At 67.0% G+C, this 21,780-nt stretch carries 22 protein-coding genes and 1 tRNA gene; 14 read left to right on the top strand and 9 right to left on the bottom strand.

The annotated features are described in order from the left end of the window. The first annotated feature begins 100 nt into the window (after positions 1–100). Positions 101–1,438, top strand: coding sequence for a phosphoglucosamine mutase (glmM, locus tag EG799_RS09870; protein ID WP_123880758.1), 1,338 nt, complete (start codon positions 101–103; stop codon positions 1,436–1,438). 18 nt (positions 1,439–1,456) lie between these two features. Further along, complete coding sequence (thiD, locus tag EG799_RS09865) at positions 1,457–2,209, top strand: bifunctional hydroxymethylpyrimidine kinase/phosphomethylpyrimidine kinase (RefSeq protein WP_123880756.1); 753 nt, start codon at positions 1,457–1,459, stop codon at positions 2,207–2,209. Here the strand turns inward: thiD and EG799_RS09860 are convergent. From EG799_RS09860 to EG799_RS09835, 6 genes are all read right to left on the bottom strand, one after another. Continuing rightward, positions 2,206–3,360, bottom strand: coding sequence for an AI-2E family transporter (locus EG799_RS09860; protein ID WP_123880754.1), 1,155 nt, complete (start codon positions 3,358–3,360; stop codon positions 2,206–2,208). The two genes, thiD and EG799_RS09860, sit on opposite strands and share 4 nt — an antisense overlap. Before the next feature lie 77 nt (positions 3,361–3,437). Beyond that, complete coding sequence (locus EG799_RS09855) at positions 3,438–4,292, bottom strand: LOG family protein (RefSeq protein ID WP_123880752.1); 855 nt, start codon at positions 4,290–4,292, stop codon at positions 3,438–3,440. A gap of 159 nt (positions 4,293–4,451) precedes the next feature. Then, a tRNA-Gln gene (locus tag EG799_RS09850) sits at positions 4,452–4,525 on the bottom strand. Between the two features lie 49 nt (positions 4,526–4,574). Continuing rightward, positions 4,575–5,009 (bottom strand): DUF2147 domain-containing protein, encoded by a 435-nt coding sequence (locus tag EG799_RS09845; protein ID WP_123880750.1) that lies wholly within the window; start codon positions 5,007–5,009, stop codon positions 4,575–4,577. A 37-nt stretch (positions 5,010–5,046) separates the two neighbouring features. Beyond that, a complete protein-coding gene (locus EG799_RS09840; protein ID WP_123880748.1) occupies positions 5,047–6,039 on the bottom strand; it encodes a radical SAM protein in 993 nt (330 codons plus the stop codon). Further along, entirely contained in the window at positions 6,039–7,454 is a 1,416-nt protein-coding gene (locus tag EG799_RS09835) for a dihydrolipoyl dehydrogenase family protein (protein ID WP_123880746.1), read from the bottom strand. The genes EG799_RS09840 and EG799_RS09835 overlap by 1 nt, the downstream gene beginning before the upstream one ends. A 93-nt stretch (positions 7,455–7,547) precedes the next feature. Here EG799_RS09835 and EG799_RS09830 point away from each other — a divergent pair, with 93 nt between their 5' ends. Both EG799_RS09830 and EG799_RS09825 read left to right on the top strand, forming a co-directional pair. Beyond that, positions 7,548–8,603 carry a methyltransferase domain-containing protein gene (locus EG799_RS09830; RefSeq protein ID WP_123880744.1) on the top strand — a complete coding sequence of 352 codons (1,056 nt, stop codon included), beginning with the start codon at positions 7,548–7,550 and terminating at the stop codon, positions 8,601–8,603. Then, a complete protein-coding gene (locus EG799_RS09825) occupies positions 8,597–9,598 on the top strand; it encodes an SDR family oxidoreductase (protein ID WP_123880742.1) in 1,002 nt (333 codons plus the stop codon). The genes EG799_RS09830 and EG799_RS09825 overlap by 7 nt, the downstream gene beginning before the upstream one ends. Here EG799_RS09825 and EG799_RS09820 read toward each other — a convergent pair. Both EG799_RS09820 and EG799_RS09815 read right to left on the bottom strand, forming a co-directional pair. Continuing rightward, a complete protein-coding gene (locus tag EG799_RS09820; protein WP_234029106.1) occupies positions 9,595–10,320 on the bottom strand; it encodes a glycosyltransferase in 726 nt (241 codons plus the stop codon). The genes EG799_RS09825 and EG799_RS09820 overlap by 4 nt on opposite strands. After that, positions 10,317–10,895: a TIGR04282 family arsenosugar biosynthesis glycosyltransferase gene (locus EG799_RS09815; RefSeq protein WP_123880740.1), complete on the bottom strand. Its 579-nt coding sequence runs from the start codon at positions 10,893–10,895 to the stop codon at positions 10,317–10,319. The genes EG799_RS09820 and EG799_RS09815 overlap by 4 nt, the downstream gene beginning before the upstream one ends. Before the next feature lie 54 nt (positions 10,896–10,949). On the opposite strand from EG799_RS09815, the gene EG799_RS09810 reads away from it, so the two are divergent. The 3 genes from EG799_RS09810 (at position 10,950) to EG799_RS09800 (ending at position 13,765) form a co-directional block, all read left to right on the top strand. After that, positions 10,950–11,744, top strand: a complete 795-nt coding sequence (locus EG799_RS09810; protein ID WP_234029105.1) for a sterol desaturase family protein — start codon at positions 10,950–10,952, stop codon at positions 11,742–11,744. A gap of 111 nt (positions 11,745–11,855) precedes the next feature. Continuing rightward, positions 11,856–13,076: a Ppx/GppA phosphatase family protein gene (locus EG799_RS09805; protein WP_123880736.1), complete on the top strand. Its 1,221-nt coding sequence runs from the start codon at positions 11,856–11,858 to the stop codon at positions 13,074–13,076. Then, a complete protein-coding gene (locus EG799_RS09800; RefSeq protein ID WP_123880734.1) occupies positions 13,076–13,765 on the top strand; it encodes an RlmE family RNA methyltransferase in 690 nt (229 codons plus the stop codon). The genes EG799_RS09805 and EG799_RS09800 overlap by 1 nt, the downstream gene beginning before the upstream one ends. Positions 13,766–13,801: 36 nt before the next feature. Here the strand turns inward: EG799_RS09800 and EG799_RS09795 are convergent, their stop codons facing one another. Beyond that, positions 13,802–14,467, bottom strand: coding sequence for a c-type cytochrome (locus tag EG799_RS09795; protein ID WP_234029104.1), 666 nt, complete (start codon positions 14,465–14,467; stop codon positions 13,802–13,804). Between the two features lie 158 nt (positions 14,468–14,625). On the opposite strand from EG799_RS09795, the gene EG799_RS09790 reads away from it, so the two are divergent. The 7 genes from EG799_RS09790 to EG799_RS09760 are packed head-to-tail and all read left to right on the top strand — an operon-like array spanning position 14,626 to position 21,760. Next, positions 14,626–15,534: a prephenate dehydratase gene (locus tag EG799_RS09790; RefSeq protein WP_123880730.1), complete on the top strand. Its 909-nt coding sequence runs from the start codon at positions 14,626–14,628 to the stop codon at positions 15,532–15,534. 46 nt (positions 15,535–15,580) lie between these two features. Further along, positions 15,581–16,240, top strand: a complete 660-nt coding sequence (locus EG799_RS09785) for a hypothetical protein (RefSeq protein ID WP_123880728.1) — start codon at positions 15,581–15,583, stop codon at positions 16,238–16,240. Next, positions 16,237–17,481, top strand: a complete 1,245-nt coding sequence (locus tag EG799_RS09780) for a DUF4350 domain-containing protein (protein WP_123880726.1) — start codon at positions 16,237–16,239, stop codon at positions 17,479–17,481. Before EG799_RS09785 ends, EG799_RS09780 begins: the two co-directional genes overlap by 4 nt. After that, complete coding sequence (locus EG799_RS09775) at positions 17,478–18,440, top strand: AAA family ATPase (RefSeq protein ID WP_123880724.1); 963 nt, start codon at positions 17,478–17,480, stop codon at positions 18,438–18,440. Before EG799_RS09780 ends, EG799_RS09775 begins: the two co-directional genes overlap by 4 nt. A 34-nt stretch (positions 18,441–18,474) precedes the next feature. Further along, complete coding sequence (locus EG799_RS09770) at positions 18,475–19,824, top strand: DUF58 domain-containing protein (RefSeq protein ID WP_234029103.1); 1,350 nt, start codon at positions 18,475–18,477, stop codon at positions 19,822–19,824. After that, positions 19,821–20,873 (top strand): stage II sporulation protein M, encoded by a 1,053-nt coding sequence (locus tag EG799_RS09765; RefSeq protein ID WP_123880722.1) that lies wholly within the window; start codon positions 19,821–19,823, stop codon positions 20,871–20,873. Before EG799_RS09770 ends, EG799_RS09765 begins: the two co-directional genes overlap by 4 nt. Continuing rightward, positions 20,870–21,760: an RDD family protein gene (locus EG799_RS09760; protein ID WP_123880720.1), complete on the top strand. Its 891-nt coding sequence runs from the start codon at positions 20,870–20,872 to the stop codon at positions 21,758–21,760. The genes EG799_RS09765 and EG799_RS09760 overlap by 4 nt, the downstream gene beginning before the upstream one ends. Positions 21,761–21,780: the final 20 nt, after the last annotated feature.

The following is a 21,780-nucleotide window of genomic DNA, read 5'->3' as shown; positions in this document are numbered from 1 at the left end:
CGGCGAGTCACCACTGTACCGGGTCCACGCGTGACTTTGCCGGTCCGGGCGGGCATTGAGCAGGCCGCAGATCAGACCGGACAGAAGGGCCAATCACGACATGGGACGCACCTATTTCGGCACGGACGGCATTCGCGGCCGCGCCAACGCCGGCAAGCTCAACGCCGATACCGCGATGCGCGTCGGGCAGGCGGCGGGCACGCATTTCCTGCGCGGCGAGCACAAGCATCGGGTCGTCATCGGCAAGGATACGCGCCTGTCCGGCTACATGATGGAAAATGCGCTGGTCGCCGGCTTCACCAGCGTGGGCATGGACGTCATCATGACCGGCCCGCTCCCCACCCCCGCCGTCGCCCTGCTGACGCGCGAGATGCGTGCCGATATCGGGGTCATGATCTCCGCCAGCCACAACGCCTATGCCGACAACGGCATCAAGCTGTTCGGTCCCGACGGCTTCAAGCTGTCCGACGAGGACGAGGAGCGGATCGAGGCGCGGATGGCGCAAAGCCAGAAGCTGGCCGAGGGCGATGCCATCGGCCGCGCCAGGCGGATCGAGGACGCGCGCGGTCGCTACATCCACGCGGTCAAGCAATCGCTACCGCCCGATTGCCGGCTCGACGGACTAAAGATCGTCGTCGATTGCGCACACGGCGCTGCCTACAACGTCACCCCGACCGCGATCTGGGAACTTGGCGCGGAAGTCGTGGCGATGGGCGTCGCGCCGGACGGGCTCAACATCAATGACGGCGTCGGCTCCACCTCGCTCGCCGCCGTGCAGGCCCGCGTGGTCGAGGAAAGCGCCGATCTCGGGATCGCGCTCGACGGAGATGCCGACCGGCTCATCGTCATCGACGAGAAGGGGCGGCCAGTCGACGGCGACCAGATCATGGCCCTGATCGGCAGCCGCTGGGCGAAGGACGGACGGCTGACGGGGGGCGGCGTGGTCGCCACGGTCATGTCCAATCTCGGCCTGGAACGCTTCCTGAAGGGCGAGGGGCTGGACCTCGTGCGAACCAAGGTCGGCGACCGCTACGTGCTCGAAGCAATGAAATCGGGCGGCTACAATGTCGGCGGGGAGCAGTCGGGTCACATGATCCTGCTCGATCACGCGACGACCGGCGATGGCACGGTCGCCGCGTTGCAGGTGCTCGCCGCGCTGGTGCGGACCGGCCGCCCGGCAAGCGAGATGCTGCACCTGTTCGACCCGGTGCCGCAACTGCTCAAGAACGTTCGCTACGACGGGGGCGACCCGCTGGAAACGGACGGCGTGCAGGACGCCATCGCTTCGGCCAAGGGGGAGCTTGGTGCGAACGGTCGCCTGGTCATCCGCAAGTCCGGCACCGAGCCGCTGATCCGTGTCATGGCGGAAGGTGACGACGAGGCCGAGGTGGAGCGCGTGGTCGATCACGTCTGCGACGCGGTGCGGGCGGCGGTCTGAGCGGACAGGGCCAGTGCGATGACGAGCCGCCCGCCCCGCATCCTTGCCATAGCCGGGTCCGATTCATCGGGCGGCGCGGGCGTTCAGGCGGACATCAAGACGATCACCATGCTGGGTGGCTACGCGATGACCGCGATCACCGCCCTGACAGCCCAGAATACGCACGGCGTGCGCGGCGTGGCGCCGTGCTCGCCCGATTTCGTCGCCGCCCAGATCGATGCCTGCGTGGAAGATATCGGCGTCGAGGCCGTGAAGATCGGCATGCTGGGAAGCGCTGATATCGCGGAAGTCGTGGCCGACAGGCTGGAGGATTGCGGCGCTCCGATCGTGTTCGACCCAGTCATGGTCGCCACCAGCGGAGCGGTGCTGGCCGATGCGGCCACCGTGGAGGTGTTCGAATGGCTGATGGAACTCGGCACGCTGACCACGCCCAACGTGCCCGAACTGGCGGCGCTGGGCGGTCCGTCCGCGATGGTTGCGCGCGGCGTTGCCTATCTCGCCAAGGGCGGCGATGCCGACGGACCGATGGTCGAGGACAGACTCGTGCGCCCCGGAATGCCCGACGAGGTGTGGTCCGATGCCCGCATCGTCACGCGCCATACGCATGGCACCGGCTGTACCTTGTCGAGCGCGATTGCCTTCCACCTCGCCCGTGGTCTGCCACTGGACAAGGCCGTCGGCGCGGCGCGGACCTTCGTGCGCGAGGCGATGAAGCGTGCGCCGGGCTTTGGCGGCGGCAACGGGCCGCTCGGCCATCAGGCGGTGCGCTAGGTCGTTTCCGGACCTGGCTCGACCGTCGCGGCTTCCGCTGACGCGCCTTCCTCCGCCGCTTTGAAATCGCCTTCGCGCACGGCTTCGCCGGAGGCGATTCCGCGCATTTCTCCCAGGATCGACACGCTGACGAGGAACAGCGCCGCCACCACCGGGCCTATGACGATTCCCGACAGGCCGAACATGGCGATGCCGCCCAGCGTGGTGACGAGCACGACCCAGTCGGGCAGGCCGGTATCGCGGCCCACCAGAATCGGACGCAGGATGTTGTCGGCCATGCCGATCACCAGAACACCCGAGGCGATGACCACCAGTCCCTGCCATACCGCTCCGCTCAGCAGCAGGTAGGCCGCGGCGGGTATCCAGACGATCGCCGGACCCAGAGCGGGAACCAGCGAGAGGATCGCCATGAGGACGCCGAACAGCGCGACCGACGGCAGGTCGACGATCCAGAAGGTGATCGCGCCAAGAAACCCCTGCACCACGCCCACCACCACCGACCCCTTGATCGTCGCGCGCACGACGGAAAGAAAGCTGTCGCACAGCCGCATCGAGGCGGCGGGGTCGAGTGGCAGCGCATCCCGGATCGCGCGGCCGAGGCGCGGCGCGTCGCGAAGCAGGAAATAGCTGGTGTAAAACCCCACGATGAAGGTCAGCACGAAGGCGAAGACATTACCGCCGATATCGACCGCCCTGCGGGCGATCAGACCCAGCGAATCGCGCAGGAATTCCGATAGGCGCGCCTCGATTACGGCGTAGTCGCCATAGCCCGACCGGTCGAGCGCGACACGCGCCTGTTCGGGCAGGAAGGCGTGCGCGCGGTCGAACCAGCCGGCGGCGTCGATCCCTCCGCCATCGCGCAGCAGCACATAGACCTGCGTCGCCTGCCTCACGACGATGGATCCGATCACGATCGCCGGCACGACCACGGCAAAGGTGATGATGAGGAGCGTGAGCAGGGTCGCGCGGTTCTCTCCGCCCACGACGGGGCGCACCGCATCGACCAGCGGGCGGAACATGATAGCCGCCAGCGCCGCCCAGAACAGCGCCCAGACGAACGGCCATACGGTATAGAGCAGCGCTGCCGAGACGAGCGCGGCGAACAGCAGGAAGCCGCCCCGGTTGATGCGCGCTGAGCCCGACCCGTCCATTCGCTACCCTTCCCGCCTGTCCCGCTCCGCCCTTACCGGCAGGCGGTCCGCTGCGCAAACCGGGTAGCGATCGCGGGTCAGTCGCCGGCCTGCATCTCGCCGTTGCCGTCCTCGATCTCGTAGAAGTCGCGGATCGCCTGCCATCCTTCCTCGGCCGTTTCGCACCAGGTGATGAGATCGAGATCGCGGCGGCTGACCGTGCCTTCCTCGGCCAAAGCCTCGAAATCGATCACACGGTTCCAGAAATCCTTGCCGTAGAGCAGGATGGGAATGGGTTTCATCTTGCCGGTCTGCACCAGGGTCAGCAGTTCGAACAGTTCGTCGAACGTGCCGAACCCGCCCGGGAACGCCGCCACCGCCCGGGCACGCAGCAGGAAGTGCATCTTGCGCAGGGCGAAATAGTGGAAGTTCAGCGACAGATAGGGCGTGACGTAGGTATTGGGTGCCTGTTCGTGGGGCAGGATGATGTTGAGGCCGATGCTTTCGGCACCCGCGTCGCTGGCGCCGCGATTGGCGGCCTCCATGATCGACGGCCCGCCGCCCGAACAGATCACGAATTGCCGCTTGCCGTCCTCCACGATGCTCTTCTCGCTGACCATGCGCGAAAGACGGTAGGCTTCGGCGTAGTACTTGCTCTTGGCGACGAGGTTGCGGACCACCAGCGCCTCGTCCTCGGGTAGCTGCTCGGCCTGCTTGAGCGCTTCCTCCTGCGCTTCGGGCGGGGGGATGCGGGCGGAACCGTACATCACCAGCGTGGACCCGACGCGGGCCTCGTCCAGCACCATTTCGGGCTTCAGCAATTCGAGCTGGAAGCGGACCGGACGCAGTTCCTCGCGCAGCAGGAAATCCTGGTCGCGAAACGCCAGGCGATAGGCCGGATGGCGCGTCTGCGGCGTGCCCGGGTCCGACTTGTCGGCGAACCCTGCCTCCATGTCGGCGTGGTAGAACTTGTGGTCGGTCAGATCCTTGTCCGGCTGGTCCGGTGTGGCGGGATCTTGGTCGGTCTTCGCGCTCAGCGTCTCTCTCCTGTCCGGCGCAGGCAGCCGGTCCCGCGAGCGAAGCGCGCCCGCCGCAAAGCCTGCGATGGATGCTGGATGCCCCGTGAGGATTCGAACCTCAATTGACGGAGTCAGAGTCCGTAGTCTTACCATTAGACGACGGGGCAATGCAGGGCCGCGCCTCTAGACGGCGCGTTCCGGCCGGTCAAGAGGGTGTCAGCGAGCTCGCGGCCAGTCGACCGTGCGGCAGAACAGCGTGACGCAGCCCTTCACCTCCAGCCCGCCATCGTCGCCGGGATTGACGACGGCGCGGTAGGTGCCGCCATCTTCCGGATTATAGACCTGGCCGCGCCAGGCGCCATCGTCCCAGCGCAGGTTCTTCAGCACCTTGATGCCCGTGATCGGGCGGTCCCTGAGCGCCGGATCGTCGTTGTGCCGATCGCGGTTCGTTTCGCCTTCCTTCATGCGGATGATCCGCGCGATCGTGCCGCAGCGGGCGTTGCCGCACGGCGCCACCGTGATCTCGGTATAGCCATCCTGGTCGCGGTAGACGCCGTCTATGCTGGTCTGGGCGAGCGCGGCGGCAGGCGACAGGGCGATGGCCGCCGCGGCGAGAGGAGCGAGAGGGGCGAGCGTTCTGGAAGCAGTCATGCAGGCCAAACGCGCCGGCGAACGCAAAAGGTCCGGCTCATGCCGAACAACTTGCCCCGCCGAGCACGCAGAAGCGCGCGCAGTGCGGATGGTTGAGCGGCACTTCGCGGTCCGCCTCGGCGACGCTGGCTCCCAGATCGAACTGCGGATCGTAGGGCAGAAGCGTGCAGGCGACGACGCGCGGGGCCGGCTCGCCCTTGCGGTGCACGACCATGCGGCTGCTGGAACACATCACCGCGTCCGGCGACTTGCCCAGGATGGACCAGCACTCGGTGGTGATTTCCGGCACGTCGGCATCCGCGTCCATTTCCGGAAACAGGACCAGGCGCGACGGGTCGGCGGCGTCGATCGCGATGCCTTCGCGCGCGAACAGCAGGCCGTAGGCGCGTCGCGCCAGCTCGGCGGTTTCGCCCGCCACGCTGCGCCCTGCAGCGGCGATCGAAAAGCCGTTTGCCGACAACCAGCGCAGCCCGTCCAGCATGATCTCCCACGTTCCCGGTCCGCGCTCCGCCTCATGCACGGCGCGGGTATGGTGATCGATGGAGACGCGCAGGGTCAGCCGGTCGCCGAACCGCCGGCGCAGATCGATCAGCGCGGCCTCGTGACGGCGCATCGGTTTCATCGCGTTGGTGAGAACGAGAACCTCGTATCCGCGCTCCAGCCCTTCCTCCAGCATCGCGACGATGTCGGGATTCATGAACGGCTCGCCGCCGGTGAACCCGATTTCACGCAACGGTCGGCCCTCGGCCTCGATCTCGTCGAGGAAATGCGAGACGTGGCGGCCCTCCATGTAGATCAGCGCGTCGTTGGTCGGGCTGCTTTCGATATAGCAGTTGGCGCAGGCGAGGTTGCACAGCGTGCCGGTGGCGAACCACAGCGTGTCGAGTTTGCGCAGCGAGACGCTGGCGCGCGCCGAACCGTCCGCGGTCACGTCCGGATCGGCGAACTTGGCGCGGCCCAGCCGCTGCCCTTCCACCGCGAAAGGGGAAGCGCCGGCAGGCTTGTTGCGAGCTTTCGATCGGTTTGCCATCAGCGCGCCCGCCGCATTTTCTGCACCAGTCCGGCCCAGCGGCGGGGGCAGGTGCCGAAGACGGTCGGCTCCCATGCGCTGAACGCGGCGGCCTTCAGGATCTCGGCGCGCGTCGGATAGGCGACGACCGCGCTTCCCAGCGCGAACGTGCTGGCCTTGCCGGTGATAAGCTGACCGATGGGCAGCAGCAACTCGCCGGCCCGCTCTCCGCAAATGCTGGCACCGACGACCTTTTTCCCCTTCAGCATCAGCTTGATGTGGCCCCTCGTGCGCCCTTCCGCAATCGCGCGCTCGTTATCGTCGAAGGGTTCGCGCACCACCGTCACCCTGTCGCCATAGCGCTTGCGCGCCTCGCTTTCGGTCAGGCCAACCTGCGCCACCTCGGGAGAGGTGTAGGTGCACCACGGCAGGGCGCGCCAGTCGACCCGGGCAGGAACACCCAGCGCGATCTCGAGCGCGACGTTCGATCCCTCGTACGCCGATACGTGCGTCAGCCGGGGTCCGTCGCGGCAATCGCCGATGGCGTAGATGTGCTTCAGACTGGACCGGCGGCGTGCATCGACCGCAATGCCGTTGTCGCCCATCGCGATCCCGAGCTCCTCCAGCCCGAGCCCGCCGGTCCGCGCCCGGCGACCCGTTGCGACGAGCAGGTGCCTCGCCAGGAGAGTTGTCCCGCCCCCGACTTCCACGGACACGCCGCCGCCCTGGCGCGATACCCGGTTCACCTTGCCCTGCACGAAGGCGACGCCCTCGGCTTTCATCGCTGCGACAAGGACGGCGACCGAATCGCGGTCGTCGCGGCCCATGATGGCGTTCGCCTCGATCACGGTCACGTCGCTGCCCAGCCGGCGAAAGGCCTGCGCCATCTCCATGCCGACATTGCCTCCGCCCAGGATCACGAGGTGTTCGGGCCGTTCGTCCAGGTCGAACAGGGTCTCGTTCGTCAGGTAGGGCACCTGCGCCAGCCCCTCGACCGGCGGCACCGCCGGCTCGCTGCCGGTGGCGACCACGATGCGCGGCGCGCACAGTGTGCGTCCGCCGGCTTCGACCGTCTTCGGCCCGGTCAGGCGCGCATGCTCGCGGATGACCTCGCAGCCCATGTCCTCAAACCGGTCCTGGCTGTCATGCGGGGCGATGTCGGCGATGGCGCGCCGGACGAAGGCGCGCACGCCCCGCCAGTCGATGTCGGGCGCGGCAATGGTGACGCCCGCCCGCTCCTCGACGCGGGCCTCCGCCGCGCGGGCGGCTGCGGCGATCAGGGCCTTGGACGGCACGCAGCCGGTATTGAGGCATTCCCCGCCCATCGCCCCGCTTTCGATCAGCGCCACACGCAGGCCGAACAGCGCGCACCCGCCCGCCGCGGTCAGGCCCGCCGCGCCGCCGCCGATCACGATAACGTCATGGGAATAGTCCATTCGCCAGACGCGATACCGGATCGGGGCTGGGAAACGAACCCGAACCTTGGCATGTATTCCGGGAAACCCCCCATCGAGGATGCGAGACGCCGCATGAACCTGGAAAATTCGCGCCGCTATTACGGCAAGGTGCTGGGCGGATCGGCGGACCTGCGCACCGATGCCTGCTGCACGTTCGAAACGCCGCCCGACGCGGTGCGCAACGCGCTCGCCAACGTGCACGAGGAGGTGAAGGCCCGCTATTACGGCTGCGGCCTGGTGGTGCCGCAACTGCTGGACGGATGCCGCGTGCTCGACCTGGGATCGGGCAGCGGGCAGGATGCCTACCTGCTGGCGCAACTCGTCGGGCCGGACGGTCACGTCACCGGTGTCGACGCCACCCCCGAACAGCTCGCCGTCGCCCGCGCCCATCTCGATTGGCACGCCGACCGCTTCGGCTACGCCAATGTCGATTTCGTCGAAGGCGATATCGAACGGCTGGACGAGCTGGGGCTCGAACCTGCGAGTTTCGATGTCATTGTCTCCAACTGCGTCATCAACCTCGTTGCCGACAAGCCGGCCGTCTTCGCGGCTGCCCATCGGTTGCTGAAGCCGGGCGGGGAACTGTATTTCTCGGACGTCTATGCCGACCGCCGCGTACCCGCGCATCTTCGGGACGATCCGGTGCTGCACGGGGAATGTCTTTCGGGCGCGCTCTACTGGGGCGATTTCGACCGGATCGCCAAGGCTGCCGGCTTCGCCGACCCGCGCCTAGTGACCGACCGGCCGCTCGCTATCGGGGACGCCGACGTGGCGGCGAAGCTTGGCAGTATCGCCTTCGTCTCCGCCACCTACCGGCTGTTCCGGCTCGGCGATCTGGAACCGCAGTGCGAGGATTACGGGCAGGCCGTCGTCTATCGCGGAACCGTCCCCGGCGCGCGGCGCGTGTTCGATCTGGACGCGCACCATTCCATAGAGGCGGGGCGGGTCTTCCCGGTCTGCGGGAATAGCTGGACAATGCTCGCCGACACGCGCTTTGCCCCGCATTTCGACTTCATCGGCGATTTTCAAAACCATTACGGCGTCTTTCCCGGTTGCGGCGCGACTACGCCCTTCGGACAGACGAGGGCGAACACGCAGTCGGGGGCGCCGGGCGCAGCCTGTTGCTGACGATTCTCGTCACCGGGGCAGCCGGTCTGATCGGCGGCGAGGTCTGCGCGCGTCTGGCGAAGCGGGGACACCGGATGATCGGGATGGTGCGCCGAACGCCGGACATTCGCGGCAATGACGGCGCGCCGGTGAACGGCGTTACCGTGGTCGCTGGCGATGTCAGGCAGCCGCTGATGGGGCTCGAGCCCGCGGCGTTCGACCTCGTCATCCATTGCGCCGCCTCGCTCGAATTCGATGCGCCGCAGGAGGAACTGAGCGCGGTCAATGTCGAGGGCACGCGCAACGCCATGGACTTCGCGAAGGCCGCCGAAGCCGGCTTCCTGCATGTCAGCACCGCCTATGTCTGCGGCCAGCGCGACGGACCTATCGCCGAAGGACCGGTGCCCGAGGGCACGCGGTTCACCAATCGCTACGAGGCGAGCAAGGCCGCGGGAGAGCGGGTGATCGAGGAGGGTGGAACCGCCTTCGCCATCGCCCGCCCCTCGATCGTGCTGGGCGACAGCGCGACCGGTCGGATCCGTCAGTTTCCCTCGTTGTGCAATGTCTTCCGCCTGATGGCGCGGGGCAAGGTCACGCGCTTTCCCGCCGCCGGGACCGCCTCGCTCGATCTCGTACCCATCGATCACGTCGCCGCATCCATCGTCGCCCTCGCCGAGCGGTTCGATGCCGCAGCGGGCGGACATTACCATCTCGTCGCCGCCGACCCGCTACCCGCTGCCGAACTCGCCCACGGCGTAGCGCGAGCCGCGCACCTGCCCGATCCGGTGGTCGTGCGGCCGGCGGATTACGACCCCGCCGCGCTGTCCCCGGCGGAACGGCTGCTGGCGGGACGGATGCTGGCCACGTTCGGCCCCTATTTCACCCGCTCGCCCCGCTTCGACGACACCCGCCTTCGCGAGGTGACGGGCCTTTCCTGCCCCGCCACCGATAACGCCTGGCTGGATCGGCTCATCGCGTACGGGGTGGAGCGCGGATACTTGCCCCAACCGGCCTAGCGGATATCGGGATAGTACCGCTCCAGCCGGTTGCGCAGGCCCAGACCCCATAACGCGCCGACCTTGAGGTAAATCCAGTTTGCCTTCAGCGCGCCCCACTCGGCGATCCGCCGGTCCGAGGTAACGATGGTCCGGCGCAGCAGGCGAACCCTGCCGAAACGCGCCAGCCGCACGCACAGGTCGGCTTCCTCCATAACCATGGCCCCGTCCTCGCATCCGCCGCATTCGAGAAACTGGTCGCGGCGGAAGAACATCGCATGGTCGCCGAACAGGAGCCGCACGCCCCGGACGAAGAGGTGCGGGCGAAACAGGAGCGGCGCGTACCAGGTCTTCGCGAAATTGTGCGCCGTGGTTCCCCATCGCGTCTTGTCCCGGCCGCGAATGACGGGCGTGAAACCGGCCAGCGCCACCCTGCCATTCGCCAGCGTGGCATCGATCACGCGCACCATGTCGCGCGGCGGCAGGGTGTCGGCATGCAGCACCACGACATGCTCCGCGCGCGCTGCCGCGACCCCGGCATTGATCTGCCGCCCCCTGCCACGCTCGCACCGCACCACGCGCCAGCCGGCGATCTCGGCCACCAGCACAGAGGCATCCCCGCTGCCGCCATCCACCGCGATCACTTCCAGCGGCGGCGGATCGAGCCGGGAGAGGCGCGCCACGAGGTTCGGCAACGCCGCTTCCTCGTCGAGCATCGGAATGACGACCGAGACTGGTTTCACGCGGTCAGGTCCGGCCAGCGCGCCAGATCCTCCGGCCGGTCGCAGTCGTGGAGGGTTTGCAGGACCGCGCAGGACAGTCCCGCGCCCGATATGGCCTTCATCGTCCCTTTCCTGACCGTCTTCGTGCCCCACGCGATTCCGGTGAAGAGCGCGGGGCATTCTGTCGTAAAACCAAGCAGATAATAGCCGCCATCGGCTGCCGGACCGATGACCGTGTCGTGATCGCGCAATGCCCTCGCCGCTTCGGCGAGATGGCGTTCGGACAGGTCCGGGATATCCGCTCCGAGCAGGATAGCGGGGGCCTCGACGCGCGCCAGCCGTTCCCCGAGATCGCCTTCGCCCTGCTCCGTCAACGGCACGTCCCCGCCAAGCCAGGCGGCGAAATCCCCAGCACTCGCGCCGGTGTAACGGACTGCGAAGGGCAGTCCGCTCGCTCGCACCCTTGCCAATGTCCGCTCCGTCAGACGGCGATGCAGCGCCGCCGCGCCCTCCGGCCCCAGGGCCGGGATCAGCCGCGTCTTCGCCTTTCCCGGCACCGGGAACTTCGCGAACAGATTGACGGTGGGAACGCGCATCCTCCCGGTCCTAGCCTATGGCAATCGCGCTGGCGACGGACCATGTTGTTTCGCGTGACCCTGCGACGAACCGCCCTTTTCGCCTTCGCAACGGCTGCGATCGGCGGACTGCTGCTGGCCGAACGCCTCGCGCCCCTGCGCCGCCGGACCCGCAAGCAGCTACCCCGACTGATCCGCAACGCCGCGATGGGCGCGGCCTGTCAGGCGGCTATCATGGTGAGCGAGGCGCCGCTCTCGAACGCCGTCGCGCAGCGCAATGCACGCAGGCGGCGGGGCCTGCAACATGGGCTGGGGGGCGGCATTCCGGGACGGATCGCGGCCTTTCTGGCGATGGATTACGGCTTCTATCTGTGGCACGTCGCCACGCATAAAGCGCCGTTCCTGTGGCGATTTCACAGGGTTCATCACGTCGACCCCGACCTCGACGCCTCGACCGCGGTGCGCTTCCACTTCCTCGACATGGTTCTCTCGACACCCTGGCGCCTGGTTCAGGTCCGCATCGCCGGAATCGACCGGCCGACGCTGCAATGGTGGCGACGGTTCTTCCTCGCCTCGATCCTGTTCCACCATTCGAACCTGCGCCTGCCGCGCAACATCGACGCGGCCCTGTCGCGTATCGTCACGACCCCGCGCATGCACGGTATTCATCACAGCCAGGTCCGCGCCGAAATGGACAGCAACTGGTCGAGCGGGATTTCGTGGTGGGATTACCTGCATCGCACCTATCGCGCGCGACCGCCGCAGTATGCCATCGCCATCGGCGTCGACGATGCACAGTCAGACCGGGACGTGCCGATTCTGCCGGCGCACCTTGCCCCGTTTCGCATGGCCGGCGATCGCAAAACCTGATCCAGAACCGCACGAATTGGCCATTCGCTTGTAATTTTCCCCCCGTCGGCCTACCTAGAAGGCAGGTTCCGCCGAACTGCCGGCGGTGATGGTTTTTTGGAAAGTCCCAGCATGGCGGAGATACAGCCGCCGGAAGGACGCGACGAAACCGAGCGATCGGCGCCGAATGACAGGGCTCGGCGCCGCCAGACGAAGCCCAGCTCGGCCCGCGCTCCCGGCAACGGCAAGAAGACGGAAACGAAGTCCGTCGGATCGGCAAACGGCGGCAACGGCCACGCTGGCGAGAACCGCAACTGGCGCCGTCCGCCGCATCGCTCCTACCGCCAGTCCTATGCCGCGATCGACCTCGGCACCAACAATTGCCGGCTCCTGATCGCCCGCCCCGCCGACGAGAACTTCGTCGTGATCGACGCCTTCAGCCGCGTCGTCCGCCTCGGCGAAGGCCTGGCCCAAACCGGTCGGCTGTCGGATGAGGCTATGGACCGGGCACTGGGTGCGCTGAAAGTGTGTTCGGACAAGCTCAAGAAGCGCAACGTCCACCTTGCCCGCTCGGTCGCCACGGAAGCGTGTCGCCGGGCGTCGAACGGCGAGACGTTCATAGAGCGGGTGCAGGAAGAAACCGGCATCGTCCTCGACATCATCAGCGCGCAGGAGGAAGCGCGTCTTGCGGTCCTTGGCTGTCATATCCTGCTGGAGGACGGCATCGGCCCGGCTATCATCTTCGATATCGGCGGCGGCTCGACCGAGCTCGTGCTGATCGAGCCGGGCGCCCCGGTCCCGCGCATCATCGACTGGCAAAGCGTACCGTGGGGCGTCGTCTCGTTGACCGAGACCGTCGGCCCGGAGGGCGAAACGCGAGAGGGACGGCTGGCGCGTTATGCCGAGATGAAGCGCCGCGTGACCGACAGCTTCGCCGAATTCGCGGAACGCATCGATCCCTACCGTTCGCCCGATCAGCGCCTTCTCGGCACCAGCGGTACCGTAACGACGCTCGCCTCGGTCCACCTCGGCCTGCCGCAATACGACCGCAAGGCGGTGGACGGCCTGATGGTGCCCATGCAGTCCATGCGCGACATTTCCGCTCGTTTGTCCGCCATGTCACCCGAGGAGCGACGCGAGCTCGATTGCATCGGGCATGAGCGTGCCGATCTGGTGGTGGCCGGATGCGCGATCCTCGAATCCATCCTGGATATCTGGTCCGCCCCGCGTCTGGGCGTCGCCGACCGGGGGATTCGCGAGGGTATCCTGCGTTCGCTGATGTCGGCCGACGCGGAAGGCCAGCAGGCGCAGGCCGCGCTGCGCCGCCTGCGCGATGCGGGGCACGGCGTCTGATGGCACGCTCTGGCCGCGATTCGGACAGGCGGCTGAAGACCGCGAAGAAGCGCAAGGCAAGCAGCCAGCGCTGGCTCGAACGCCAGCTCAACGATCCTTACGTCAAGCGGGCAAAGGACGAGGACTATCGCAGTCGGGCGGCGTTCAAGCTCACCGAGCTGGACGACCGCTTCGGCCTGGTGAAGGGCGCGCGGCGGGTGGTCGACCTCGGCATCGCTCCGGGCGGCTGGGCGCAAGTGGTGCGGAGGCGCGCGCCGAAGGCGGCGATCGTCGGCATCGACATCCTGGAAACCGAGCCGATCGAGGGCGTCGAGATCCTGCAGATGGATTTCATGGACGACGCCGCGCCCGATACCCTGATCTCCGCGCTGGGCGGCGCACCGGATCTCGTCCTGTCGGACATGGCGGCCAACACGGTCGGACACAAGCAGACCGATCACCTGCGCACCATGGCGCTGGTGGAAGCGGCGGCGTGGTTCGCGGTAGAGGTTCTCGAACCCAGGGGCGCATTCGTCGCAAAGGGCTTTGCCGGTGGCACCGACAAGGATCTGCTCGACTTGCTGAAGCGGCACTTCGCCAGCGTGAAGCATGCCAAGCCACCGGCCAGCCGCAAGGGCAGTTCGGAATGGTATGTCGTCGCGCAAGGGTTCAAGGGACGCGAGCCGTCCCGTTACGGGGACGAAGCCTGACGCCATGCAGCAGCGCCGGCGCGAACCGGCGCCGGGTCAGTCGACGCTGCGCTGCTCACCCGTAGTGGGCTGTTCGGCACCCATCGCGCCAACGGCTTCCATCTCGTCGGCTTCCGCACCGTCGGCCGGACCCGGACCTTCGCCGGCGCCGTCCACCTGTTCCGCCCCCTCGGCCGGTTCCTCGGCTTCGGGCTCGGGCAGCGGCGGGCCGCCCCCGTTCGCACGCAGATACAGGGCTACGTTGGCACGGTCCTCGGCGCTCGAAAGACCCGCGAAGCTCATCTTCGTGCCGGAGGCGAAGGCGCGCGGGCTCTTCAGCCAATCGTTGATGTTCTCGTAATCCCAGACACCGCCATGACCCGACAGGTCACTGGAATAGGCGAAACCCGCCGCGTGCTGTCCGATCGGCTTGCCGAGCACGCCCCACAGGTTCGGGCCGATGCCGTTCGAACCGCCCTGCGCGATGGAATGGCAGGCAGTGCATTTCTGGAAAATCGCCTCGCCCGCTTCGGCCGAGCCGCTGGCGAGCAGCGTCGCGAAGGACGGACCGGCATCCGCCTCCCCTTCTTCCGCGGCCTCGATCACATAGCCCGGTTCTTCGGGAGATTCCGGATCGTCGGCATGGAAGACCCGTGAACTGATGGCAGAAAGCCCCCACCCCACGATGAGGCAAGCCAGCACCCAGCCGAAAATGGTATTCATGCGATCGTTCATGACAACAGACGTTCTGCTTTGAAGGGGAAATGGTTCTGGCGACGCGCTCTAATGGCGGTGGCCCTCGCGCGCAAGGGGCCAGTCGCCGCGGTAACGGATGCATCGCGCTTGTCGAGGTAACGACCCGGCGCTAGGCGGCACGAACCATGCAGTCCTTCCCCGAACCCGCCCTGGAAAAGGTCGCGATCATGCGCGACGCGGCCGCCGGCGAACCGATGCGCGCGATCGCCTTTCAGGGCGCTCCGGGCGCGAACTCTCATCGCGCGGCGATGGAATTCGCGCCGGAATGCCTTCCGCTGCCATGTTTCGCGTTCGAGGACGCGCTGGATGCAGTAACAAGCGGCACCGCCGGCGCGGCCATAATTCCAATCGAAAATTCGCAGCATGGCCGCGTCGCCGACATGCACTTCCTGCTTCCGGGCAGCGGCCTGTCCATCGTGGCGGAGCATTTCATGCCCATTCGCCATGCGCTGATGGCGCTGCCCGGTACCGACGGTTCGTTGGGGCCGTTCGCCGCGGCCTACAGCCATCCCCAGGCGCTCGGCCAGAGCCGCGAGTTCCTGCGCCGACGCGGGATCGTGCCCCTCAGCCATGCCGATACGGCTGGTGCCGCGGCGTTCATCGCGCAGAAGGGCGATCCTGCGCTCGCCGCCATCGCTCCGGCGCTCGCCGCTGATCTCTATGGCTTGCAGATCGTCGAGAACAATGTCGAGGACGCAGCCGACAATACCACCCGTTTCGTGGTGCTGGCGCGCGAAGCGCTCGATCCGGCGACACTGGCCGGGCAGGATGCGTTGACGACATTCGTGTTCGAGACGAACAACGTGCCCGCCTCGCTCTACAAGGCGCTGGGCGGGTTCGCCACCAACGGTGTCAACATGACCAAGCTGGAAAGCTACCAGGACGGAGCCAGTTTTGCCGCGACCAAGTTCTACGCCGACATCATCGGCGCTCCCGGCGATCCTGCAGTGGACCGCGCGCTGGCGGAACTGGAATTCCACTGCAAGACCCTGACCATGTTCGGATCATACCCGCTCGCCCGCAAGCGGGGGTGATGCGAGGTCATTGCTTCGTAACCAAGCCCGTGCAAGGCATGACCGGGTGACGAGGGAACAGGGGAACGGCGCGGCGGTCGCAGGCGGGGATGACTTCGCGCGGGCATGGCGGCACATGCGTGCCGATGACAGCCTCCAGTTCGCGCCGGTGGACATGCCCGCCGCGCCTGAACCGCCCGACTGGCTCGTGCGCCTGCAGGACTGGCTTGCCGAGGTGTTCGCTCCGCTCGCCCGGTTCCTCGCCGGGATCTGGCCTGTCTTGTCCTGGGTGCTGCTGGCGCTTGCGATAGCCGCGGCGCTTTTCATCGTGTGGCGACTGTTCGGCCCGGATCTGGGGGCGCGGCGCGCCAGGCCGGAGCAGATGGAGGACTGGGCACCTGAAGAAGGTGTCGCGCTCGCTCTGCTCGAAGAAGCGGACCGGCTGGCGAGAGAGGGGCGCTTCGACGAGGCGACCCACCTTCTGCTGCAACGTTCGGTCGGCCAGATCGCCGAGGCGCGTCCGCACCTCGTCGAACCGTCGAGCACCGCACGTGAAATCGCCGCAGAACCCCGCTTGCCCGCCGCCGCCCGGAATGCCTTTGCCATCATCGCGGGGCGCGTCGAGCGCAGCCTGTTCGCACTGACCCGGCTGACGGCGGAAGACTGGCACGCCGCCCGCGCCGCCTATGCCGATTTCGCCCTGGCGAATGGCCGAGCCTCCGCATGACCGGCCGCCCCGCCAACCCTTTTCGCCCGGGCGCGGTGCTGGCCGTGCTGACGACAGGCGCGCTCGCTTTCCTCCTGCTTCTCTATTCCATCGGGCAAGGCTGGACCGGCAGCGAAGATCGCAACGGGGGCGAACACGCGGCCTCCAACGGCTTGACGGGATTTGCGGGGCTGGTCAGTCTGCTCGAGGGAACCGGGCACGACGTGTCGCTATCGCGCAATCCGGGCGGTTTCGCGGACTACAACCTCACCATCCTTACCCCGCCGCTTTGGAGCGATGGCGAGAAGATCGGCGAAATCATCGCGCATCGCCAATCGGGCAATTGGGGGCCGACGATCTTGGTCCTGCCCAAATGGCAGGCGGGCGCGATACCCGAAGACGCCGGCGTGGAGGCTAAGGATGGCTGGGTGTTCATCGACACCGCCATCAGCCCGGGTTGGTTCGCGCAAACGGAGCTGACCGGCGATGCCCGTCTGGCCACGGGTCCGACGCGCGGCTGGCGAGGCTTCGGTCTTTCGGGAAGCCTCCCCGATCCGGAACAGGCGCAAGCCTTGCTGGAGGGGGGAGCGTCCGGGATCGAACCTCTGGTGAGGGACGGAGAGGGCGATATCCTTGCAGGTATCGTGCGGCCGCACAGCGACGATGCCTGGCCCCTCATCATCGTCTTCGAACCCGACCTCATGAACAATTACGGTCTCGCCGCGCCTACCCGCGCCTGGGTCGCGGTCTCGCTGATCGACGAGGCGATGGACGGGGAAGACATGCCCGTGGTCTTCGACTTGACCCTGGCTGGCCTCGGGGCGAGCGAAAATCTGCTTACGCTCGCGTTCTCACCGCCATTCCTGGCCGCGACCCTTTGCCTGCTTCTGGCAGCGCTGGTGATCGGATGGCGCGCCTTCAACCGCTTCGGCCCGCCGCGCGCGGAACTGCCGGGGATGGCGCGGGGCAAGCGGCAGCTTGCCCGCAACGGCGCAGCGCTGGTCGCGCGGGTGAAGCGCTTTCACTTGCTCGCCGAACCCTACGCAGCGCTGGTCGGAAATCGCATCGCCCGCGATCTCGGCATCCACGCCGCCGACCGCGAGGCACGCGAAGGAGCCATCGACGAGGCCTTGCAGGGCGCAGGACACGATGGCCCCGGTTTTGCAAGAACGGCGCACGATCTGCGCAACGCCCGCCACCCCCGCGAGATCATTCGGTCCGCCGGTGCCCTAAAATCACTCGAAAGGACGGTTCGCAAATGAGCATGACACTCGAACAGACGGCGCGGATGGCCGGCGCGATCCGCGACGAGGTCGGCAAGGCGATCGTCGGCATGGACAATACGATCGATCATTTACTGATCGCGATGGTGGCCGAAGGACATGTGCTTCTGGAAGGGCCGCCGGGAACGGCCAAGACCTTCCTTGCCCAGTGCTTCGCTTGCGCGACCGGGCTCGAGTTCGGCCGCATCCAGTTCACGCCCGACCTGCTGCCGGGCGACATTCTCGGCTCAAACCTGTTCAACTTCCAGACCAGCCAGTTCACGCTCACCCGCGGGCCGATCTTTCGCGAACTGCTGCTGGCGGACGAAATCAACCGCACGCCGCCCAAGACCCAGGCCGCGCTCCTCGAGGCGATGCAGGAACGCAAGGTCACGCTGGACGGCGAAACGCACGCGCTCAGCGACAATTTCATGGTTGTCGCGACGCAGAACCCGATCGAGAACCAGGGCGTCTATCCGCTTCCCGAAGCGCAGCTCGATCGCTTCGCCTTCAAGTTGCTGATTCCATATCCGGATGCCGAGGAGGAAGCGCGTATCGTCGCACGTTTCGGCGAACGCAGCGGGCCGCAGAAACCAGCCGATTTCGGTATCGCGACGGTCGCGAATTCCGATAGCATCGCCGCAGCACGCCAAGCGGTAAAAGGCATCACGCTGTCGGACGAGGTAATAGGCTACATCGTCTCGCTCGTACGCGCCACCCGCGAGAACGCCGACATCGCCAGCGGCGCTTCGTCTCGCGCGGCGGTCTTGCTGGCCAACGCCGCCCGCGCCCGCGCTGCGCTCGACGGGCGCGACTACGTCATTCCCGACGATGTGAAGGCGCTCGCCACCGCCGTCCTTCGTCACCGCCTGCAACTGAGTCCGGCAGCGGAAATCGAGGGGAAACGGATGGAAGACCTCGTGGCCCGCATGATCGAACAGACGCAGGCACCCAGGTGATAATGACCGGCTCCTCACTCGAGCGGGAGACTCCTTGAAGCTTCCACGCATCTCGCTGCCGCCCGCGCCCATCGTGCCGACAGCGCGAACACTCGTGCTGTTGACGCTGCTGGCGCCCGTCGCGGTCGTCATCGCGGCAACCGCGCCTGGTGCGTGGACCGTAGCGCCCGCAGCCACGCTGACAGTGCTGCTGGTTGCGATGATCGACGGATGGCTGGCGGGCGGCCTGTCACGCTTCGATTTTCACGCGCCACCCGATGCAGAGGTCGGGCAGGCCGCCCAGCTGCGCGTCGAGGTGGAACTGGCGGGGGCCGGACCGGCGCATCCGGAAGCGTCCATCGGTTTCGATCCCCGCCTGGGAGAACACGGCAAGCTGACCTTTCCGCTCCTGCCGACCGACGTTCCGGGCCGCTTCGCCGGCAGCGCACCCGCCGTACCGCTGCGGCGCGGAACGGGCGAACTCACCGACCTCTGGTTGCGCTGGCCAGGGCCGCTGCGTCTCGCGGCGCGGCAGAGGCACGTCGCGCTCGACGCGGCCATCCGCGTCTGGCCCGATCTCTCCCCGGTGCGATCTCCGGTTCTCCAGCATTTCCTGCGGGACAGCCAGTTCGGGACCGTCGCCCGGCGTATCCGCGGCGAGGGAACGCAGTTCGAGGCTCTTTCCGAATACGAACCCGGCATGGACCGCCGCCGCATCGACTGGAAGGCGAGTGCGCGGCATACCGCGCTCTACGCCCGCGAGAACGAGGCGGAGCGCGACAACCAGATCGTCTTCGCCTTCGATTGCGGTCAGGCCATGTGCGAACCGGTGGATGGCCTACCCCGTATAGACCGCGCCGTTTCCGCCGCGCTGACCGCCGCCTATGTCGCGCTGAAAGGCGGGGACCGCGTCGCGCTTTTCGGTTTCGCCCAGCAACCACGATTGATGACCCCCTTCGTCACCGATACGCGGGCCTTCCACCGCTTGCAGAGTGCGGCCGCCGACCTCGATTACAGCGTAGGCGAGCCGAACTTCACGCTCGCCTTGGCTACGCTTGCCGCGCGTCTGCAGCGACGGTCGCTGATCGTCCTGTTCTCCGACTTTTCCGATCCGACATCGGCCGAACTCATGGTGGAAAGCGTCGAGCGACTGGTCCGTCATCATCTGGTGATCTTCGTCACCTTCACCGATACCGAACTCGATGAACTCGCGGACGTCGATCCCGATACGATGACCGACATCGCCGTGGCAGTCAGCGCCGACTCCCTCGCCCGGCAGCGATCCATCGTGCTGCAACGGCTGCAACGGTTGGGCGTCGCCGTAATCGAGGCCGCGCATGACCGGATAGGCTACCAGGTGATCGATCGCTATCTGCAAACCAGGGCGGCAGAGGCGATCGGATGATGGGCCTGCCGTTCTTCAGGACGCCCGAGATCGAGACACCGGCGGAGATCGAGGCCGCGTCGCTGCGCTCGGATCGCTTCAGGCTGCAAAGGCAGGTCGACTGGCAACGTCTCGATTCCATCGTCACCGCGCTGGAAAATGGACGGCCCCGGCGCATCAGCGACGAGGATCTGCTTGATCTGCCGGTGCTCTACCGCAAGACCGCGTCCGGTCTCGCCGTGGCTCGCGAGACATCGCTCGACGCCGCCACCCTCGCCTATCTCGAGGCGCTCGTTCAGCGCGCCTGGTTTCAGGTCTACGGCCCCCGGATGGGCTTTACCGGCTGGTTGCGCCGGTTCGTCGGGGGCGGCTGGAGCGCGGCAGTGCGGGCCATCTGGCTCGACATCTGCATCGCCCTCGCCGTCATGGCGGCCGGGACTCTGGTAGGCTGGCTGCTGGTAAGCCGTGAGCCCGACTGGTTCTACGCCCTCGTTCCCGGCGGGATGGCCGGCGGCCGTACACCCGGAGCGGGAGCGGCGGCGCTGCGCGAGAGCCTGGGAACGAAGCCCGGATCGGACGGTCTCTCGATTTTTGCCGCCTCGCTGTTCTCCAACAATACCGGCGTCGCCATTATGGCCTTCGCGCTGGGTTTCGCCTTCGGCGTTCCGACCCTGTTGCTACTGCTCTACAACATGGCGCTTCTGGGGGCGATGCTGTGGGTATTCGCCGATGCCGGCCTCGGGTGGGAATTCGCCGCCTGGCTGAGCGTTCACGGCACGACGGAACTCGGGGCGATCATGCTGGCGGGTGCCGCTGGCCTGCATGTCGGGCGCACCATGGCCTTTCCGGGAGACCGCTCGATCCTTGCCGCGATGCAGGCCGCGGGGGTTCGTGCGGCGCAGGTGATGGCAGGTTGCACGATCATGCTGATCGTCGCCGGTGTGCTCGAAGGCTATGTCCGGCAACTCGTCGGCGACGCAGCCGCACGCGCCGCGATCGGAACGGGAATGCTGCTTTTCTGGCTCGGATATTTCATCCTGTCGCGCCCTCCGCGAGAGCGCGAGACGTGACCGCAGGCGTTCCCGCAAGAAGCCGGGAGAAGACCGGACGCGACCGTCAACTCGTGACGCCGGAGGGGCTCGCCCTTCCGCTGCGCGTAGGCAGTCGCGGGGCGCGGGCCGGAGCGTTGCTTCTCGACCTGACGTTCATAATCGTCGGCACCATCCTGTTCTTCGTGGTTCTCGGCTATCTGGGCATCGGCGTGCTGGGTCTGGGCGACATGGAAGGAGCCGGACCGCTGGTGGAAGCGCTGGTCGTGCTCATCATCCTGCTGCTGTTCCTCGCTCGATACGGCTATTTCCTGTGGTTCGAGCTGGGGCCGCGAGCCGCCACGCCGGGAAAGCGCCTCTTGGGACTGCGCGTCGCGGCGCGCGATGGCGGTCGGCTGACCGCGGAGATGGTGATTGCCCGCAACCTGGTGCGTGATGTCGAGGTGTTCCTGCCGGCCTTTTTCATGTTCGGAGGCGGGGGAAAGGGGCTTGGCATAGCCGGTTTCGCCGCGTTCGTATGGCTCGCTGTATTCGTCCTGTTTCCGTTCTTCAATCGCGATGCCATGCGCGCGGGCGACCTCGTGGCAGGCACCTGGGTGGTCGAGGCGCGTCGGGCAACGCTCGCCGCGGCCATGTCGCTGGCGCCGGACCGGTCGCGCGAATACCGTTTCGGCGAGGCGGAACTCGCCGTTTACGGCGAGCATGAACTGCAGGTTCTCGAGAATGTCCTTCGTCAAGGCGACGACGCGGCCATGAACGATGTTGCCGCTGCCATAGCCCGCAAGATCGGCTGGGAACCGGGATACGATGACCAGCGCGAATTCCTCGAAGCTTTCTATGCCGCCTTGCGTGGACATCTGGAAAGCGGGCTGCGCTTCGGTCGGCGCAAGGTCGACAAGTACTCCTGACCCCGATCAGGAACTTTTAC

It is taken from the genome of Aurantiacibacter spongiae, assembly GCF_003815535.1.
Classification (GTDB): Bacteria; Pseudomonadota; Alphaproteobacteria; order Sphingomonadales; family Sphingomonadaceae; genus Alteraurantiacibacter; species Alteraurantiacibacter spongiae.
Note: the sequence above shows the minus strand (reverse complement) of the source record. Positions and strands in the feature narration are given on the sequence as shown.

What these genes read in the sequence shown, in the direction of transcription:
- glmM (WP_123880758.1), top strand. Translation starts at nt 101, where the DNA reads ATGGGACGCACCTATTTCGGCACGGACGGCATTCGCGGCCGCGCCAAC.
- thiD (WP_123880756.1), top strand. Translation starts at nt 1,457, where the DNA reads ATGACGAGCCGCCCGCCCCGCATCCTTGCCATAGCCGGGTCCGATTCA.
- EG799_RS09860 (WP_123880754.1), bottom strand. Translation starts at nt 3,360, where the DNA reads ATGGACGGGTCGGGCTCAGCGCGCATCAACCGGGGCGGCTTCCTGCTG.
- EG799_RS09855 (WP_123880752.1), bottom strand. Translation starts at nt 4,292, where the DNA reads ATGGAGGCAGGGTTCGCCGACAAGTCGGACCCGGGCACGCCGCAGACG.
- EG799_RS09845 (WP_123880750.1), bottom strand. Translation starts at nt 5,009, where the DNA reads ATGACTGCTTCCAGAACGCTCGCCCCTCTCGCTCCTCTCGCCGCGGCG.
- EG799_RS09840 (WP_123880748.1), bottom strand. Translation starts at nt 6,039, where the DNA reads ATGGCAAACCGATCGAAAGCTCGCAACAAGCCTGCCGGCGCTTCCCCT.
- EG799_RS09835 (WP_123880746.1), bottom strand. Translation starts at nt 7,454, where the DNA reads ATGGACTATTCCCATGACGTTATCGTGATCGGCGGCGGCGCGGCGGGC.
- EG799_RS09830 (WP_123880744.1), top strand. Translation starts at nt 7,548, where the DNA reads ATGAACCTGGAAAATTCGCGCCGCTATTACGGCAAGGTGCTGGGCGGA.
- EG799_RS09815 (WP_123880740.1), bottom strand. Translation starts at nt 10,895, where the DNA reads ATGCGCGTTCCCACCGTCAATCTGTTCGCGAAGTTCCCGGTGCCGGGA.
- EG799_RS09805 (WP_123880736.1), top strand. Translation starts at nt 11,856, where the DNA reads ATGGCGGAGATACAGCCGCCGGAAGGACGCGACGAAACCGAGCGATCG.
- EG799_RS09800 (WP_123880734.1), top strand. Translation starts at nt 13,076, where the DNA reads ATGGCACGCTCTGGCCGCGATTCGGACAGGCGGCTGAAGACCGCGAAG.
- EG799_RS09795 (WP_234029104.1), bottom strand. Translation starts at nt 14,467, where the DNA reads ATGAATACCATTTTCGGCTGGGTGCTGGCTTGCCTCATCGTGGGGTGG.
- EG799_RS09790 (WP_123880730.1), top strand. Translation starts at nt 14,626, where the DNA reads ATGCAGTCCTTCCCCGAACCCGCCCTGGAAAAGGTCGCGATCATGCGC.
- EG799_RS09780 (WP_123880726.1), top strand. Translation starts at nt 16,237, where the DNA reads ATGACCGGCCGCCCCGCCAACCCTTTTCGCCCGGGCGCGGTGCTGGCC.
- EG799_RS09775 (WP_123880724.1), top strand. Translation starts at nt 17,478, where the DNA reads ATGAGCATGACACTCGAACAGACGGCGCGGATGGCCGGCGCGATCCGC.
- EG799_RS09765 (WP_123880722.1), top strand. Translation starts at nt 19,821, where the DNA reads ATGATGGGCCTGCCGTTCTTCAGGACGCCCGAGATCGAGACACCGGCG.